Below are 15,623 nucleotides of genomic sequence, written 5' to 3'. Positions count from 1 at the left end.
TCGATGAAGGGCTTTTGTGGCGAGGGAGCTTGCCCTAATGCCGATCAGTTAACGTTTCGAACACCACACCCCCCTGTGGGAGCGAGCTTGCTCCGGGCGGCGTTCCGACGATGACGATCGCATAGTCAACATCTGCGTTACCTGACAGTCCGCTATCGCGAGCAAGCTCGCTCCCACAGGTTTTGCTCCTTGACTGACGGGCATTAGGGCAAGCCCTTCGCCATAGTGTGCGGCGGCTTATTTGCGCATCACACCGGTAAACAAGTCTGACTCCAGAAATCGCTGCAACCAGTCCTGCAAGCGCCGATACGGCGTCTGCGCGAACCAGTCGCGGTCGACGTGGGCGAACTGGCGCACGAAGGGCACCAACGCCACATCGGCCAGGCTTGGATGATCGGCCAGCAAGTAGTCGCGTCCCTCCAGCAATGCCTCCAGCCTTTGCAAAAACACCTCGCCCTCGCCGCGATAAACCTCCATCGGTTGCTCGGGATAACGTTCGGCGTACTTGTAGCGATTCAGGTGCACCTTGAACACCTGGTCGTTGTGTTCGATCAGGGGGGCGATTTGCGCCGCTGCGTCAGGATCATCCTTGAGCAACCAGTCCTGGGGATCGTTCTGTGCCAGGGCCCAGCGCATGATGTCGAGGCTTTCGTCGATCACCCGGCCATCGGCGCTCAGCACCGGCACCGTGCCTTTGCCCGACAGCGCGAGCATTTCGGCGGGCTTGGCCTTCAGGCTGACTTCGACGATGTCCACGGCCACGCCCGAGTAGCGCAGGGCCATGCGTGCGCGCATGGCGTACGGGCAGCGGCGGAAGGAATACAGGGTGTTCATTTCACCTCCAGGGTGCTCAGGCCGTTGCCCTGGCGCTGGACTTGAATCTGCACCGGAATCCGTTCATGCATTTCCTGTACGTGGGAAATCACCGCGACCTTGCGGCCCTGGGCCTGCAAGCCATCGAGGGCGTCCATGGCCAGTTGCAGGGATTCGGGATCGAGGCTGCCGAAGCCTTCGTCGATGAACAGCGACTCGATTTTCAGCGTGCTCGAGGCCATCGACGCCAGACCGAGGGCCAGTGCCAGCGAGACCAGGAAGGTCTCGCCACCGGACAGCGAATGCACCGAACGCAGTTCGTCGCCCATTTCGGTGTCCATCACCAGCAACCCGAGCATGCTGCCGCCGCGCTTGAGGCGGTAGCGGCGCACCAGTTGGCGCAATTGCACGTTGGCGTGGTGTACCAGCAGGTCAAGGTTGTAGGCCTGGGCGATCTTGCGGAAGGTGTCGCCGGTGGCGGAGCCGATCAACGCATTGAGGCGCGCCCAGCGTTGATACTCGTTGTAGGCGTCGGCAATCTGCTGCGCCAGGGCCTGATTGGCGTTCTGCCGGCGTTGGTCCTCGGCCTGCTCGGCGCGCAGTTCGGCGCAGTGTTGCTCGCTGGTGGCGGCGAGGTTTTGCAGGTCGATCAGCGCACTGGCCAACTGCTCGGCGTCGAGGTTGCCGTTGTGTTGCGTCTGGTGATCGATCAAGCGCTTGTCGCGCTCCTGCACCAGGACGCGGGCCTGTTCGATGGCTTTTTCGCTGTGCTGCAAGCGCTGGCGCAGTTCGCTGACCTGAGTGTCGTCGACGCGCAGCAGGTCTTCGAGGCCGCCGTCATCCAGTTCGGGATGGCGGGCGCGCCAGTCACCGATCTTGCCGGCGAGCTCGCGTTCTTCGCCTTCCAGTGCGTGCAAGCGCTCCTGCTGGGCCTTGAGTTCGGCGGCGAGTTGCACTGATTGCGTGAGAACGCTTTGCAGCGTCTGCGCAGTGCTGGCTTCGGCGCTGCGGGCCTGTTCCACGGCCTGTTCCAGTTGCTGCTGCCAATGCTCGGCGCTGCTGTGTTCGCCGAGTAATTGCCCGAGCGTGTGCTGGCTCGCCTGTTGCTGCTCGGCCAGCCCGCTGAATTGCTGTTCGGCGGCCTGCAATTGCTGCATGCGGCTTTGCTGGCGATCCTGTTCCTTCTCCAGGTTTTGCTGGCGCTGTTGCTGCTCGGCCAGTTCTTCCTTTTGTTGCTCGAGTTGCGCCAGTCGCTCGGCGATCTGCCGGTCGAGCTGCATGAAGGTCGCGGCCGGTTCGTCGCGCAGCGCTTGCAGGGTCTCGGCCGGCAGCAGGCTGGCGAATGCCTTGAGTTCTTCGTCCAGGCGCTGGCGGTCGTTGTCCAGTTCGCGCTGTTGATTGCTCAGGTGCTGGGCCGCCTGCTGGTGCGCGGTTTCGGCGTGACGCAGTTGCTGGGTCAGGCGCGCGGCATCCTGTTGCAGGGTGAGCAGCGCGCTCTGCCGTTGCTCGTCCTGGCTGATGCTCTGGTTGAGCTGACTGTTTTGCTGAACGAGCCAGGCATCGCGTTTGGCGGCATCCTGGTTCAGCAGTTGGGTCGCCAACGGATGCGCTTCCAGGCTCGGGGCGAGGGCTTGCTGCTGGGTCGCCAGTTGCTCCTGCTGTTGCAGCAGTTCCTTTTGTTGGGCGATCAGCCCGCCGACTTCGGCGCGCAAGTCAGTGAGTTTTTCCTTGAGCAGGTCGACGGCCTTTTGCGCATTGGCCTGTTCGCTTTCATCAAAACGACCGAGGCTCTGCAGCAAGGCTTCCGGCTGATGATAGGGGTGTTCGTTGCTGCCGCAGACCGGGCATGGCTGATCGTCCTGCAACTGCGCGCGCAGCTCTTCGACACTGGCACTGCGCGCCAGACGTTGGCGCTCCAGCAGCTCGCGCGTGACGTTGAGGGTCTGTTCGGCAACGCTCAGGTCAGCCTTGGCCTTGACCCCGTCCTGGGTCAGGCGTTCACGTTCCTGCTGTGCGCTGAGCTGGCGTTGTTGCAGCTCGGCACCGCGTTTGTCCAGGTCCTGCTGGCTGGCCCACAGGCGCGCAAGGTCTTCGACGGCGCGCAGTTGCTTGCGGTTGTCCTGCAACAGGCTGCCCAGAATGCCGATCTGCTCGGCGACGGCATCCGGTTCGGCGCCGGCCTCCTTGAACAGTACCTCCAGTTGTTGCTTCTGCGTGGTGAGCGCTTGTTCGGTGCTCGCGGCGTTTTGTTCGAGGCTGGCCAGTTCGGCATGGCCCTGATTCAACCGGTTGCCGATCAACATCAACTGTTGCAGGCGATCGCGGTAGGCATTCCAGGCATCGCTCAACGGAGCCAGATGGATGCTTTGCTCCAGCTCGGTGGCGATGCGTTGCAAGTCCGCGGCGCCACGGGCTTGCTGATCGAGCAAGGTCTGAATCGTGCCCTGGCCCTGGGTGCAGGCCTGTTGCGCCTGTTGCCTGGCTTCGGCGCTGAGGGCGGTGTCCTTGGCCAGGCGGGCGAGGGTGCTTTGGGCTTCGAAGGCCTGACGCTGCAACGGTGTGCTGTCGGTTTGTCGTTGTTGGGTTTCGCTCAAGGCGATCCGCGCGCTGCCGAGCTGTTGCTCAAGCTGCGTCTGACGCTCGCCGAGTTCGCCATGCTGCTGCGTGTGCAAGGCAATTTGCGCCGCCAAGGGTGTCAGCAGCGCATCGACCTCGGCTTTACGGGCGAACTGGTGCCGTTGCGGGGCCAGCTGTTCGAGGCGGGTGAACCTCAAGCGCTCACTGGCCAAGGCCTCCCAGTGAGTCTGCGCCGATTGCAGTTGTTCGCTGGCGGCCAGATGTTCGTCCTGCAAGCGACGCAGGTCCTTGAGCCAGGTGTCCTGCAGTTCAAGTTGTTTGAGCTGCGCCTGTTGGGTCTTGAGTCGCTGCTGCGCTTCGTTGAAGCGCCCGTCCAGTTCCGCGCGGGCTTCGGGCGACAGTGGCGTCACACCGCTGGCCTGATCCTGCAGCAGCTTGTGCGCCTCGCGGGCTTCCTTGGTCTTGTCGAAGGCGCGACGGCCGAGGCGGGTGTAGAGCGCCGTGTCGGTGAGTTTTTCCAGCAGTTCGCTGCGGTCATTGTCGTCGGCCTTGAGGAAGGCGCTGAACTCGCTTTGCGCCAACATCACCGCGCGGGTGAACTGTTCGAAATTCAGCCCCAGCGCGGCTTCGAGCTGAGTCTTGTATTCGCCTTTCTGGCTGGCGAGCAATTGATCCTGATCGATGTCACGCAAGCTCTGGCGGCTGGCTTGCAGCTTGCCGGCGGCCTTGTCCCGGGCGCGATTGGCTTCCCAGCGGGCGCGGTAACGGCGGCCGTCGACACCGACGAAATCCACTTCCGCATAGCCTTCGCCCGTGCCGCGACGCAGCAGGGTACGCGGATCGCCGGTAGCGATTTCGCCGTCGGCGTCCGGCACCTTGGCGTCGCGGCCGGTGTTGTTCAGGCGCGGCACAGCGCCAAACAGCGCCAGGCACAGGGCATCGAGCAAGGTGCTTTTACCGGCGCCGGTGGGGCCGGTGATGGCGAATAGTCCAGCACTGGCCAGGGGTTCGGCGGTGAAGTCGATTTCAAACGGCCCGGCCAGGGAGGCAAGGTTTTTCAGGCGGATCGCGAGGATTTTCATGGCTGTTCGCTCTCCATCTGCACGTCCTGCAACAGCTCGGCAAAGTCCTTGAGGGTCTGCTCGTCGACTTCGCTGCCGTAGTTGTCCTGCCAGGCGCGGCTGAACAGTTCCTGAGGCGTGAGCTGGTCCAGTTCGATCAGCGTGCTGCCTTCGTCGGCACCGTCACGGCCGCCGTTGCCGGCGTACTCGGCGGCGATGCGCACCAGGCGCACGGCCTTGCCTTGCAGGGCGGTTTCCACTTGATTGCGCAGGTCGGGCTGTGGCTCGTCGAGGCGCACCCGCACCTCCAGCCATGGCTGGCGCTGGATCTCGGCCAACAGGTCGATGTTCGGCAGGTCCGCCAGTTGCAGCAGGATCTCGCTCAATGGCGCCGGGCCGATGCGCTGCAGGTTGACCGCGCGGGGGATCAGTTTCGGCTCGACGCTGAGCAGGGTTTCGCCGTCGAGCTTGATGTCGAGAATCTGGTGCTGATAGCTGATCTCGGAGAACGACAGCGGAATCGGCGAGCCGCTGTAGCGGATGCGCTCCTCGCCGTTGACCTTCTGCGGCTTGTGCAAGTGGCCGAGGGCCACGTAGCTGATGCTCGGCCCGAACAGGCTGGCGGGCAGGGCTTCGGCGTTGCCGATGATCAGGCTGCGCTCGGAGTCTTCCGACACCGAGCCGCCGGCCATGTGCGCGTGGCTGATGGCGATCAGTGCCTGACCCGGCTGGCGCTTGGCGTTGGCCGCTTCGATCAGCCACTCGTGCACCTGGCCGATCCCGCGCAGGTAGTTGTCGCCCAAATGCGCGCCGGTGACTTCCGCCGGACGCAGGAATGGCAGCGCCAGGCACCAGCCGGCGACTTCACCACTGGCATCGGGCAACGGCAGCAACAGGCGCTCGGCGTCCAGTTGACCGTCGTCGAGCCACAGCACGCGGCCCAGCGCATGAGTGCGCAAGCGGCGCATCAAGGGGGCGGGCAGTTCAATCCGCGAGCCGGAATCGTGGTTGCCGGCAATCATCACGATGGTCAGCAACGGCTGCTGTTCGTGGGCGCTGACGATGAAGTCGTAGAGGCGTTCCTGGGCTTTGACCGGCGGATTGACCGTGTCGAAGATATCGCCGGCGATCAACAGCACATCCGGTTGATCCAGTTTCAGCTGGCGCAACAGCCACTCGAGAAAACAGCCGTGTTCGAAATCGCGATCCTGGCCGTGCAGGTTCTGCCCGAGGTGCCAGTCGGAGGTGTGAAACAAGCGCAAGGCGGACTCCGCTACAAAATAGGTAATGGCCGCGTGAAAAATGAAGGCGGCGAAAGGGGAGAGAGTTTACTGGCAAAAGGTCGGGAATGCAGAGGGCAAAAAAAACAGCCTGCGACATCTCCTACAGGGTATGCACATATCCAATGTAGGAGCTGCCGCAGGCTGCGATCTTTCGATCTTGTTGTTGGTAGAAGGGGCGCGCCTGATCGAGATACATTGGCCTTCGGGACGTCTGGTGTTGAGGGTGACACAAGATCTCTCGACGTCGATCAGGGCCGGCATGCTGTTCGAAGGTCATTTTCAAATGTGGGCAGGCGCCGTGTTCACGGTCATTGCCCATCCGCCGGGTGCTGTTGCGCACCATCAGGGAGTGGTTCAGTGCCTATCCGGCCGAATGAAAAGGAAGTGTCATGACTCAACGGTTACTGCAACTTGATCATGTGTCGCTCAACCTGTCCGACGGGCGCGTGCTGTTCGATCACTTGAACCACACCTTCAGTACCAGGGCCACCGGCATCGTGGGTGCCAATGGCTGTGGCAAGTCCTTGCTTGGCCGGCTCCTCACTGGCGAGCAACTACCCGCCAGCGGCATCGTCCGTCGCGAAGGGCGGGTTTACGCCGTGGCGCAGTTACTGGAACCCGTGCACTACCCCAGCGTTGCCGCGCTGGCCGGGGTCGACCATATTCTGGCGGCGCTTGCGCGCATTGCCCAAGGCAGCGTCGAAGATGACGACCATGCGCTGGCGGTCGACCAATGGGATTGCGCCACACGCCTTGAGGCGGAACTGCAGCAGATCGGCCTCGGTCACTTGAGTGCCAACGCGCGCACCGACGCACTCAGTGGTGGCGAACGGCAACGGGTGGCGCTGTTGGGGGCGTGGTTATCCAGGGCCGACTGGCTGATTCTCGATGAGCCCAGCAACCACCTGGATATTGATCAGCAACACAAGCTTGCGCAGCAGATCGAGCGCTGGCCCAACGGTCTGGTGTTGATCAGCCACGACCGGGGCCTTCTGGAACACGTGAACGAAATTGTCGATCTTTCGCCCTTGGGGCTGGCGGTTTATGGCGGCAACTACAGTCAGTATGCGGCGACGCGCGAGCAAGAACAGCAGTCGTTCCAGTCGGCATTGCAAGGGGAGAGGGCGCAGGCCAAGCGCGAGCAACGTGAGATGGCCGTGCAGATGGCGCGTCAGCAACGGCGTAATGCGCGCGGCGACCGTCAGGCCCGCGACGGTAATCAGACCAAGCTGATCACCAACGCCCAGAAAGAGCGCAGTGAAAACAGTCAGGGAAAATTGCGCCTCAATCAACAGGTGGCACGGGAGCAGCAACAACAACGTATCGCCGAGGCCCGTGCGCGGTGCGCGCCGGACATTCAACGCATGATGTTGTCTCCGGAAAGCGTAGTGCCCAATGGCAAGCTGATTGTGCAGCTCAACGACGTCATTCTCCCGTTCGGTTACGCGGCGCCGGTCAATCTGACGCTGACGGGGCCTATGCGCATGGCGATCCTGGGCGCCAACGGCAGCGGCAAGTCGACCCTGTTGCGAGTAATCGCCGGCCAACTGCCGGTGCGCGAAGGCGAACTCATCCGCAGTTGCCATGTCGGCTGGCTGGATCAACACGCCGGATTGCAGTATCCCGAACGCACGGCGGTGCAATGGCTATACGAGAGCAATCCCGAATTGCCCGAAGCCGAGGCACGAACCCGCTTGGCGCAGATGGGGATTGATGCTGACCGTGCGATGCTCAAGACGTACCAGTTGAGTGGCGGCGAACGCCTGAAAATAGCGCTCGCTGCGCAGTTGTATGCACGGCGGCCACCACAATTGCTGTTGCTGGACGAACCGGATAACCATTTGGATCTGCCCAGTCGAATAGCACTGGAGCAGATGCTTAATCAATACCAAGGGGCATTGATCGTGGTTTCTCACGATTGTGCTTTTTTACACGCTATTCATCTAGATGTTGAGTTTCATCTCAAAAACTAAAAACAATCACTTCGGATAAAGCGGCGGCAATCCACTGTCACCGACCGGGTCCTGGACCCGTTCAGCCATCGGGATCGCCTTGATCACCCGCCACAACTCGTCACCTTGCCAGTGTTGGCCGGTTTCGCTGTACAGCGCGCCGTTCAGGCCGTCGAGGGCGTCGGACAGTGGCACGAAGCGGGCGGCCATGTCGGCCAGGGTTTCCGGCTGTTGGCGGGCCCAGGCGTCGAGGGCCTGGCGGGTGGCGTGGGAATCGTTGGCCTGGCAGGCGCGCTTGAGGTCGTCTAGAACGGTGCGCGGGCTCGGGCCGGTTTGAGCGACACGCGCCACCGCCGGTTGCCAGCGGCCACGCCACCAGAGGCCGAAGCCGAGCAGGGTGGTGCAGGCCAGGATCAGGGTACTGAGCTTCCAGCGCCAGAGCGCTTCGCTGTCGGCGCCGGCATCGACCGGTGAGGCGTCGGCCGGGGTGTCGGCCATCAGACTCGGATTGGCCGCCACGTGCAGCGTGCGGGCGGGCAGGCTGCTGTGTTCCAGATGATCTTCGAAGGTGTTCCACCAGACCACGTCGACGGTGGGCAACTCGATGGCGCCGGTCCGTGTCGGCACCAGGGCCTCGCGGTCTTCACGGCTGCCGACCAGGCCACGTTCGCTGTTCTGGTTACCGAGCACCGGTTGATCCGGGTAGCGCCGCAGGCCGCCGACGTCGGTGCCGGGCAGCGGAGGCAGTTGGGTGCTGGACAAGCCTTCGGCCTTCACTGTCAGGCTGCGGGTCAGCGAATCGCCGACCTGGGTGTGATCCGGCTCCGGGCTCCAGCTTTCGCTCAGGGTCAGGCTACGCGCAGGCAGCCAGGGGGCATCGGCCGGATAGGTGATGGGTTTGGCCTTGACCGTCAACAGCAACTCGACCGAGGTGACGCGCATCAGCTTGCCGGCTTTGGGCCCTTGGGCTGCGTCCTGTACCGGTTGTGGGTCGACCAGCGCGGCGTTGAAGACCTGTGCCGGAATGATCAGTTCGCCACTGTGTTGCGGGTAGATCGCGTAGCGCATTTCGATCACGCCGTGGCGCAGGCCGTCGATGTCCTTTTCGTAGGTGCGCGATTCGCCCAGTTGTTCGATGCGTGCGTCAGGTATCTGCAAGGGCGGCAGGCTGCTGTCGTCGTACAGCGACACCGAATGGTAGATGCGCAGGGTCAGGACCGCCTGGGCCTGCACGTAGACGCTGGTTTGGTCGAGGCTGGCGTCAATGAACACCGCGGCCCGCTTGTCCGGGTTGTCCTGTGTTTCGCTCTCGACCACTTGCAGGGTAATTGGCTGGCTCTGCAGTTCGCCCAGTTGCAGTGACGGAATCACTACGCTGCCGTTTTGCCGGGGCAGGAGGGTGACGATCCAGCGGGTGGTGGCCTGGTTTTCACCGCTCAGGGTGTTCAACTGGTTGACCTGGCGTGTGCCGCGCACTTCGAACAACGGCTCCAGCGCTGTCAGGTCAGGTTTGCCGAACTGGGTGACATCGCTGGATTCCAGGGTCAGTTCGACCGTCTCGCCCGAGCTCAGGCGACTGCGATCAACACTGGCGACCAGTTCTGCTGCCTGTGCCTGAGCCGTGCAGAACAACAGGCAATGCAGCAGCGCGAGCAATAAAACGGTGAAGCGGGTCATCGAGTTTCTTCCTGATCCTGATGTTGTTGCTGTTCGTACCAGAATTTGCGCCTGAGCAGTTCGCCGGGGTCATCCGGGATCTGCCGCAGCCACTGCTCCAGTGCCTGGCGCTGTTCACCTTCGATGCTGTCGGTGGCCGGGCGCAAGGGTGGTGTGGTGTGTTGTTCGTCACCCAGTTCGCTGCCCGGTACCTCGTTGGCCCCCGGCTTCGGCGGGGTGGTGGGCGGTTGTTCCTCACCCGGGCGGGGCGGTTGCCCCTCGGTTTTCGGTTCGCCGCTGCTCGAGGGCTGGGCAGCGGCACCGGGCGGTGGCTCCGTCGGTTCGGTTTCGGGCCGGGCGTTGCTGGCTGCGTCTGGCTCAGGAGGGGGTGGCGTGTTTTTCTCCTTGAGCAGACGTTCGACCAGCGCCTTGTTGGTCAGTGCCGGACGCAGATCCGGTTGACGCTCCAGTGCCTGTTCGTAAGCGTCCAGGGCTGCCTCCAGCTCACCGCTTTTGGCCAGGGCATTGCCTCGATTGTAGTGGGCGTGGGCATCGTCGCCTTCGGCAAACCGCTCGGCGGCGCCCGCGTAGTCGCCGGCCTCATAGAGCGCCACGCCTTGCCACTGATGGTTTTCGAAGCGTCGGGAAGCCTGCGCAGGGCGCTTCTGCTTGAGTAAATGCAGGCCTTGTTGATCAGGGCGCAGCCAAAGGTCCGCGAGGTCGAAGGCGTAGCTCGGTTGAGGCAGCGCCAATAGCAGCGGCAGGCACAACAGCCAGCCGCGACGTCCCGCGCAGGCCGCGAGCAGCAACAGTGGCAGCAGCAACCAGTAACCCTGATCGGCCCAGGTGTCCAGGCGCAAGGTCTGACCGTCGTTGCGCAAGTGACGTGGACCGTCGAGCAGGCCAAGGGCGTGCAGGTCGCTATCGTCAAGACGCGCCTGGCGATAGCGGCCATCCAGGTCGTTGGTAAAGTTTTTCAAGCCGGGTTCGTCCAGGCGCGGCACGAGAATGGCGCCTTGTTCATCCTTGAGGAAGCTGCCGTCCTCCTGGGTGATCGGCGAGCCTTCGGCGGTGCCGATGCCGAGCATCAGCAATTGAGTCGATTTACCGCTCAGCGCGCGACGGATGCCCAGCCGCTCCTGGTCGGTCAGGGACGAGCCAATCAGCAGGATCCGCCCGTCGCCCAAAGCCGCCTGGTCGAGCAGCGCCAAGGCCTTGAGCACCGCCAGATCGGCGCGATGACCGGCCTCTGGCATCAACGACGGTTTCAGTGCATCCAGCAGATTGCGGCTGGTGGAAAGATCATCCGACAGCGGCACCAGGGTGTGGGCACTGCCGGCGTAGACGACGATGGCGGTTTGCGCGTCGCTGCGAATCTGCAGCAGATCAAGCAGCTTGCGTCGCGCCTGTTCCAGTCGGTTGGGCGTAACGTCGGTGGCGAGCATTTCCGGGGTCAGTTCGAGAATCACCACCAGCGGGTCGGCGGGCTTTTGACTGGTCTGCTCGACACGCTGCCAACTCGGTCCCAGCAGGGCGAGCACGGTCAACAGCCAGGCGAGACCGAGGGCGATCCAGGGCAGTTTACTGTCGCGACCACTGCCACCGCTGAGCAGTGCCGCGTGAAAGGCCGGCGGCAGGATCATCTGCCAGCGCCCGGCGCGCTTCTTGCGGTGCCAGAGTTGCCAGAGCAACCAGCCAAGCACCGGCAGCAACAACAGCCACCAGGGGCGGAACCAGTAGGGCCACAGCACGCTCATCGGCGCCTCCGCAGGCGCAGGCGTTTGAGCCGTTGGCGCCAGTCGGGCAGCAATTGGGTTTGCAGGAACAGATCCTTGGTAAACAGGCGTTGCAAGGGGTTGTCCGGCCAAAGTACGGGTGCCAGCAGCAGCATGCTCAACCACAGCGCCAGGGCCAGTGGCCAGTGATACAAGGCTTGGGCCGGGCGGGCCTGGGTCGGTTGCTGGGCCACGGGCTCCAGTTGATCGAGGGTGTCCTTGATCGATTGCAGTTCCTTGCCATCGTGGGCGCGGAAATACTGGCCGCCGGTGGCTTCGGCGATGGCTTTGAGGGACGGTTCGTCAAGGTCCAGGCTCGGATTGACGCCGAGAAAGCCGACTGTTCCACTTTGCTCCGGATCGGCACCGATGCCGATCGGGTAGATTTTCACCCCTTCCCTGGCCGCCAGTCGCGCAGCGGTGAGCGGGTCGATTTCACCGCCATTGTTGGCGCCGTCGGTGACCAGGATCAGCACGCGGCTAGTTGCCGGACGCGAGCGCAGACGCTTGAGGGCCAGGCCGATGGCATCACCGATGGCGGTGTTTTTGCCGGCAATGCCGATGCGCGCTTCGTCGAGCCAGACGCGTACGGTGTGGCGGTCGAAGGTCAGTGGGGCTTGAAGGTAGGCCTGGCTACCGAACAGGATCAGGCCGACCCGGTCACCTTCGCGGCTTTCGAGAAAATCGCCGAGCAGGTGCTGGACCAGCGCCAGTCGGCTCACTTCTTCGTCCTGCCACTGCATGTCAGGGAAGTCCATGGAGCCGGAAACGTCCACCGCCACCAGCAAGTCACGGCCACTGGCGGCAATCGGCAGGGGTTCGCCGAGCCATTGCGGGCGCGCCGCCGAGATCAGCAGCAACACCCACAGCAGTATGAAAGGTGCCTGCTGGCGCCATGCCGGCAGGTTGGCCCGGGCGCGACGCCCGGCAAGGCCTTCCAGGTCGCTGAGGTAGCTGACCTTGAGCGCCGGTTCGCCACTGTCGGCCACCGGCAATACGATGCGCATCAGCCACGGCAAGGGCAACAGGGCGAAGATCCACGGCCAGGCGAACTCAAACATGCTTGCGAATCCAGGTGTCGACAGCCTGGGTCAGGCCGGCGATGGCCTTGTCATCGAGCTTGCACTCAGGTTTGTAGGCGCCTTCGACCAGCACCATCCAGCGGGTCAGCCCGGCTGCCGGGCAGCGGTTATCGAGGAACGCCAGCCACTTGCGGCCGTTGAGGGTGTGACTCTGGCTGTAGGGATAGTGGTTGCGGCACAGGCGCTTGAGCAAGCCGTTGAGTTGCTGCAGCCAGGCACCGGCCGGCGCACCGTCGTAGGGTTTGGGCATCATTGCCAATTCGGCCAGTGCGGCCAGGCGCACCGGGTCAAGCGGCTGCTCGGCACGTACCACGGGACGTTTGCGTGGAATGAAGTGCCGCAGCTTCCACAGGCCTAAACCGATCAATGGCACCAATAGAAGCAGTAACCACCAGCCCGGTGCCGGAGGCCAGAATTCCACCGGTGGCGGTGATATCAGTGGTTGCAGTTGATCAAGGCTGTTCATCGACCTTTCCCCGGTTTCTGTGGGTTCAGGTATTCGCGCAATTGCTCGACCATCTCGCTCTGGGTGCTCAAAGGCATCATCAGCACCCGTAGTTTTTGTGCGAGCAGTTCCCAGCGGGCGATGCGTGCTTCGGCCTGGGCCCGGTAAGCCTGGCGCAGGTCGAAATTCAGCGTATCGAGTTCCAATTGCGCGCCACGCTCGGCGAAACGTAAAAGGCCAGCGGCGGGCAGGGCATGATCCAGCGGATCGGACACCGGTAGCAGCAGCAGGTCGCAATGACGCGATAACAGGCTCAGCTGTTGCTCGGCGCTTTCCGATAGCGCGCGTTCATCGCAAATCACAATGACAAGGCTGCCAGGACGCGACACCTCCCGCGCCCGGCGCAAGGCAATGCCAAAGGCGTCACGGTCCGGCTCGCCTTCGGTGGTCAGCGACTGATTGACCCGCACCAGCCGGTTGAGCAACTGCAGCAGGCTTTGCTTGCTGCGCCGGGGCTTGATCTCGTAGTGCTCATTGTCGCCATACACCAGCCCGCCGACCCGGTCGTTGTGGCCCAGGGCCGCCCAGCCGATCAGGCTCGCGGCCTGGGCGGCGAGCACTGACTTGAACATCAGGCCCGAGCCGAAAAACAGCCGGCGGCTTTGTTCGACCATGATGAAAATCGGCCGCTCACGTTCTTCGTGGAACAGCTTGGTGTGCGGCTCCTGGGTGCGCGCAGTCACACGCCAGTCAATGGTGCGCACATCGTCGCCGGCCTGATAGACCCGCACCTGATCGAAGTCGACGCCACGCCCGCGCAATTTGGAATGGTGCAGGCCGATCAGCGGGCTGCGTTGGCTCGGCGTGGAAAACAGCTGCACTTCGCGCACGCGATGGCGCATCTCGATCAGGTCGGCGAGGCTGACACGGATGCCCGGCTCGGGCGGCAGGCTGGCGTTCATCGAGGTCAAGCGACGGCTACGACGTCGAGAATCCGCTGGACCACCCGGTCCTGATCGATGCCAGCGGCTTCGGCTTCAAAGGACAGAATGATGCGATGGCGCAGCACGTCGAACAGCACGGCCTGGATGTCTTCCGGGCTGACGAAGTCACGCCCGGCCAGCCAGGCGTGGGCGCGGGCGCAGCGGTCCAGGGCAATCGAACCGCGGGGGCTGGCGCCGTAGGCGATCCACTCGGCCATTTCCGGATCGAACTTGGCCGGGGTTCGGGTGGCCATCACCAGTTGTACCAGGTATTCCTCCACGGCATCGGCCATGTACAGACCGAGGATTTCCTTGCGCGCGACAAAAATCGTCTGTTGAGTCACCCGGCGCTCAGGCTTCGCTTCGCCGTTAAGCGCTTCGCCACGGGCCTGTTGCAGGATCTTGCGTTCAACCGTCGCGTCGGGGAAGCCGATCTTTACGTGCATCAGGAAGCGGTCGAGCTGGGCTTCCGGCAGCGGGTAGGTGCCTTCCTGCTCGATCGGGTTCTGCGTGGCCATCACCAGGAACAGCGGCGACAGCTCATAGGTGCTGCGCCCGACACTGACTTGCCGCTCGCCCATGGCTTCGAGCAAGGCCGACTGGACCTTGGCCGGGGCACGGTTGATTTCGTCCGCCAGTACCAGGTTGTGGAAGATCGGACCTTGCTGGAACACGAAGCTGCCGGTTTCCGGGCGGTAGATTTCTGTACCGGTTATGTCGGCCGGCAACAGGTCGGGAGTGAACTGAATGCGGTGGAACTGGGCTTCGATGCCTTCGGCAAGTTCTTTGATGGCCTTGGTCTTGGCCAGGCCAGGAGCACCCTCGACCAGCATGTGGCCGTCGGCGAGCAGGGCGATGAGCAAGCGCTCGATGAGTTTTTCCTGGCCGAGAATCTGCGTTGAAAGAAAGGTTCGCAGCGCCAGCAGCGCTTCACGATGTTCCATCGATGACTGTTCCTGCAAAAGGGTGGCCGAGGACGTAGGAAATACGCCAGGGCTGGGGGCGTTACTTTAATCCATCGCGGGGGGCGCCGACTAACGGCATTTTGCGCAAAGTGCGGGAAATGGTTAGCAATAGTTGTAGGAATTTTCTTCGGGTCGCAGGTGGCGGTGCTCTCTCGGGCCTCTTCGCGAGCAAGCCCGCTCCCACAGAGAGCCGCGTCGTCACTGACGCATGCGATCAAATGTGGGAGCGGGCTTGCTCGCGAAGGCGTCAGTAAGTGCGCTGATATTTAGAGTTGGCTGATATAGGTGCCAGTGCCATCAAGAATATTCTTCAAGGTCAGCTCAACTTCAGCCAAATCCACCATGTCCGGGTCGAAGGTGATCTCCAGCACATCATCCCCATTCAGCACATCGGCATCGGCAGCCGCAATTTCGATCTTCAACAGGGAAGGGCTCAGGGTAACTTTCACGCCATCAAGGGTCGAAGGTTCGCCATCGAGGGTGATTTCCAGCTCGTCTTCATCCGGGTAGCGGCTCATCAGGAACATTTCGCCCTGTTCGCTGTGGCAGCACAGCATGGCCATGTTGTCTTCTTCGTCGTCGCAAGGGTTGACGATCAAGAGGGCGGTTTTCATTTTCATGGGGAATTCCTGGCTTGACGGGCGTGGTTAACGCAGCAAAGGGCGATTCTGCCAGCCCGCGCACATTTCTGCTCGTCCGGGTGTCAGGGGGATGTGTCGTGACCGAGCAAAGTGTTGCTGGTCATTTCTGGTACGGATGTCCCGTAAAACCGGACGGAAATCCGCCATTTTTCTGTGCGAATGCTAGTGTTGTTCGAGGCGCATGCCTTGAGCTGCGTACCGTTGACCGAATATGTCGCAGCACCGCAAGCACGGGCCTTGCCGCACTGGTTAAGCTGCGCAACGGATGAGCACCCGTAAAGACATTGCGCTGCACGCAGCCCAGTCGTTTTTGCAGATGCCCATTCACGGAAGGTGAATGTGACCTGAGTGTCTCGTCCAGCTTCACCCACCTGTCACCCTGTTTCCTCT

The 15,623-nt window shown here is 62.7% G+C and carries 11 protein-coding genes; 1 reads left to right on the top strand and 10 read right to left on the bottom strand.

Annotated features, from left to right (window positions below; translation table 11 throughout):
- Positions 1-237: 237 nt before the first annotated feature.
- From ACMDB8_RS14495 to ACMDB8_RS14485, 3 genes are read right to left on the bottom strand one after another with little or no spacing between them, the layout of a single operon-like run.
- On the bottom strand, positions 238-834 hold the full coding sequence (locus ACMDB8_RS14495; protein ID WP_409079248.1) for a glutathione S-transferase: 597 nt from the start codon (positions 832-834) through the stop codon (positions 238-240).
- On the bottom strand, positions 831-4,472 hold the full coding sequence (locus ACMDB8_RS14490) for an AAA family ATPase (RefSeq protein ID WP_409079249.1): 3,642 nt from the start codon (positions 4,470-4,472) through the stop codon (positions 831-833). The genes ACMDB8_RS14495 and ACMDB8_RS14490 overlap by 4 nt, the downstream gene beginning before the upstream one ends.
- Entirely contained in the window at positions 4,469-5,713 is a 1,245-nt protein-coding gene (locus ACMDB8_RS14485) for an exonuclease SbcCD subunit D C-terminal domain-containing protein (protein ID WP_223448254.1), read from the bottom strand. Before ACMDB8_RS14485 ends, ACMDB8_RS14490 begins: the two co-directional genes overlap by 4 nt.
- Positions 5,714-6,123: 410 nt before the next feature.
- On the opposite strand from ACMDB8_RS14485, the gene ACMDB8_RS14480 reads away from it, so the two are divergent.
- On the top strand, positions 6,124-7,707 hold the full coding sequence (locus ACMDB8_RS14480) for an ATP-binding cassette domain-containing protein (RefSeq protein WP_409079250.1): 1,584 nt from the start codon (positions 6,124-6,126) through the stop codon (positions 7,705-7,707).
- Between the two features lie 6 nt (positions 7,708-7,713).
- On the opposite strand, the gene ACMDB8_RS14475 is transcribed toward ACMDB8_RS14480, so the two are convergent.
- The 7 genes from ACMDB8_RS14475 to ACMDB8_RS14445 form a co-directional block, all read right to left on the bottom strand.
- Positions 7,714-9,363 carry a BatD family protein gene (locus ACMDB8_RS14475; RefSeq protein ID WP_223542554.1) on the bottom strand — a complete coding sequence of 550 codons (1,650 nt, stop codon included), beginning with the start codon at positions 9,361-9,363 and terminating at the stop codon, positions 7,714-7,716.
- Positions 9,360-11,099, bottom strand: coding sequence for a tetratricopeptide repeat protein (locus ACMDB8_RS14470; RefSeq protein WP_409079251.1), 1,740 nt, complete (start codon positions 11,097-11,099; stop codon positions 9,360-9,362). The genes ACMDB8_RS14475 and ACMDB8_RS14470 overlap by 4 nt, the downstream gene beginning before the upstream one ends.
- Positions 11,096-12,178 carry a vWA domain-containing protein gene (locus tag ACMDB8_RS14465; protein WP_056727582.1) on the bottom strand — a complete coding sequence of 361 codons (1,083 nt, stop codon included), beginning with the start codon at positions 12,176-12,178 and terminating at the stop codon, positions 11,096-11,098. Before ACMDB8_RS14465 ends, ACMDB8_RS14470 begins: the two co-directional genes overlap by 4 nt.
- Positions 12,171-12,665 (bottom strand): DUF4381 domain-containing protein, encoded by a 495-nt coding sequence (locus ACMDB8_RS14460; RefSeq protein ID WP_056727579.1) that lies wholly within the window; start codon positions 12,663-12,665, stop codon positions 12,171-12,173. Before ACMDB8_RS14460 ends, ACMDB8_RS14465 begins: the two co-directional genes overlap by 8 nt.
- Positions 12,662-13,606 (bottom strand): DUF58 domain-containing protein, encoded by a 945-nt coding sequence (locus ACMDB8_RS14455; protein WP_409079252.1) that lies wholly within the window; start codon positions 13,604-13,606, stop codon positions 12,662-12,664. Before ACMDB8_RS14455 ends, ACMDB8_RS14460 begins: the two co-directional genes overlap by 4 nt.
- 5 nt (positions 13,607-13,611) lie before the next feature.
- Entirely contained in the window at positions 13,612-14,571 is a 960-nt protein-coding gene (locus tag ACMDB8_RS14450) for an AAA family ATPase (RefSeq protein WP_008049510.1), read from the bottom strand.
- 287 nt (positions 14,572-14,858) lie between these two features.
- Positions 14,859-15,212 (bottom strand): hypothetical protein, encoded by a 354-nt coding sequence (locus ACMDB8_RS14445; RefSeq protein ID WP_056727575.1) that lies wholly within the window; start codon positions 15,210-15,212, stop codon positions 14,859-14,861.
- Positions 15,213-15,623 lie beyond the last annotated feature (411 nt).

This window comes from Pseudomonas monachiensis, from assembly GCF_047345015.1.
Lineage (GTDB): Bacteria > Pseudomonadota > Gammaproteobacteria > Pseudomonadales > Pseudomonadaceae > Aquipseudomonas > Aquipseudomonas monachiensis.
This window is presented reverse-complemented; position numbering and strand designations above follow the sequence as displayed.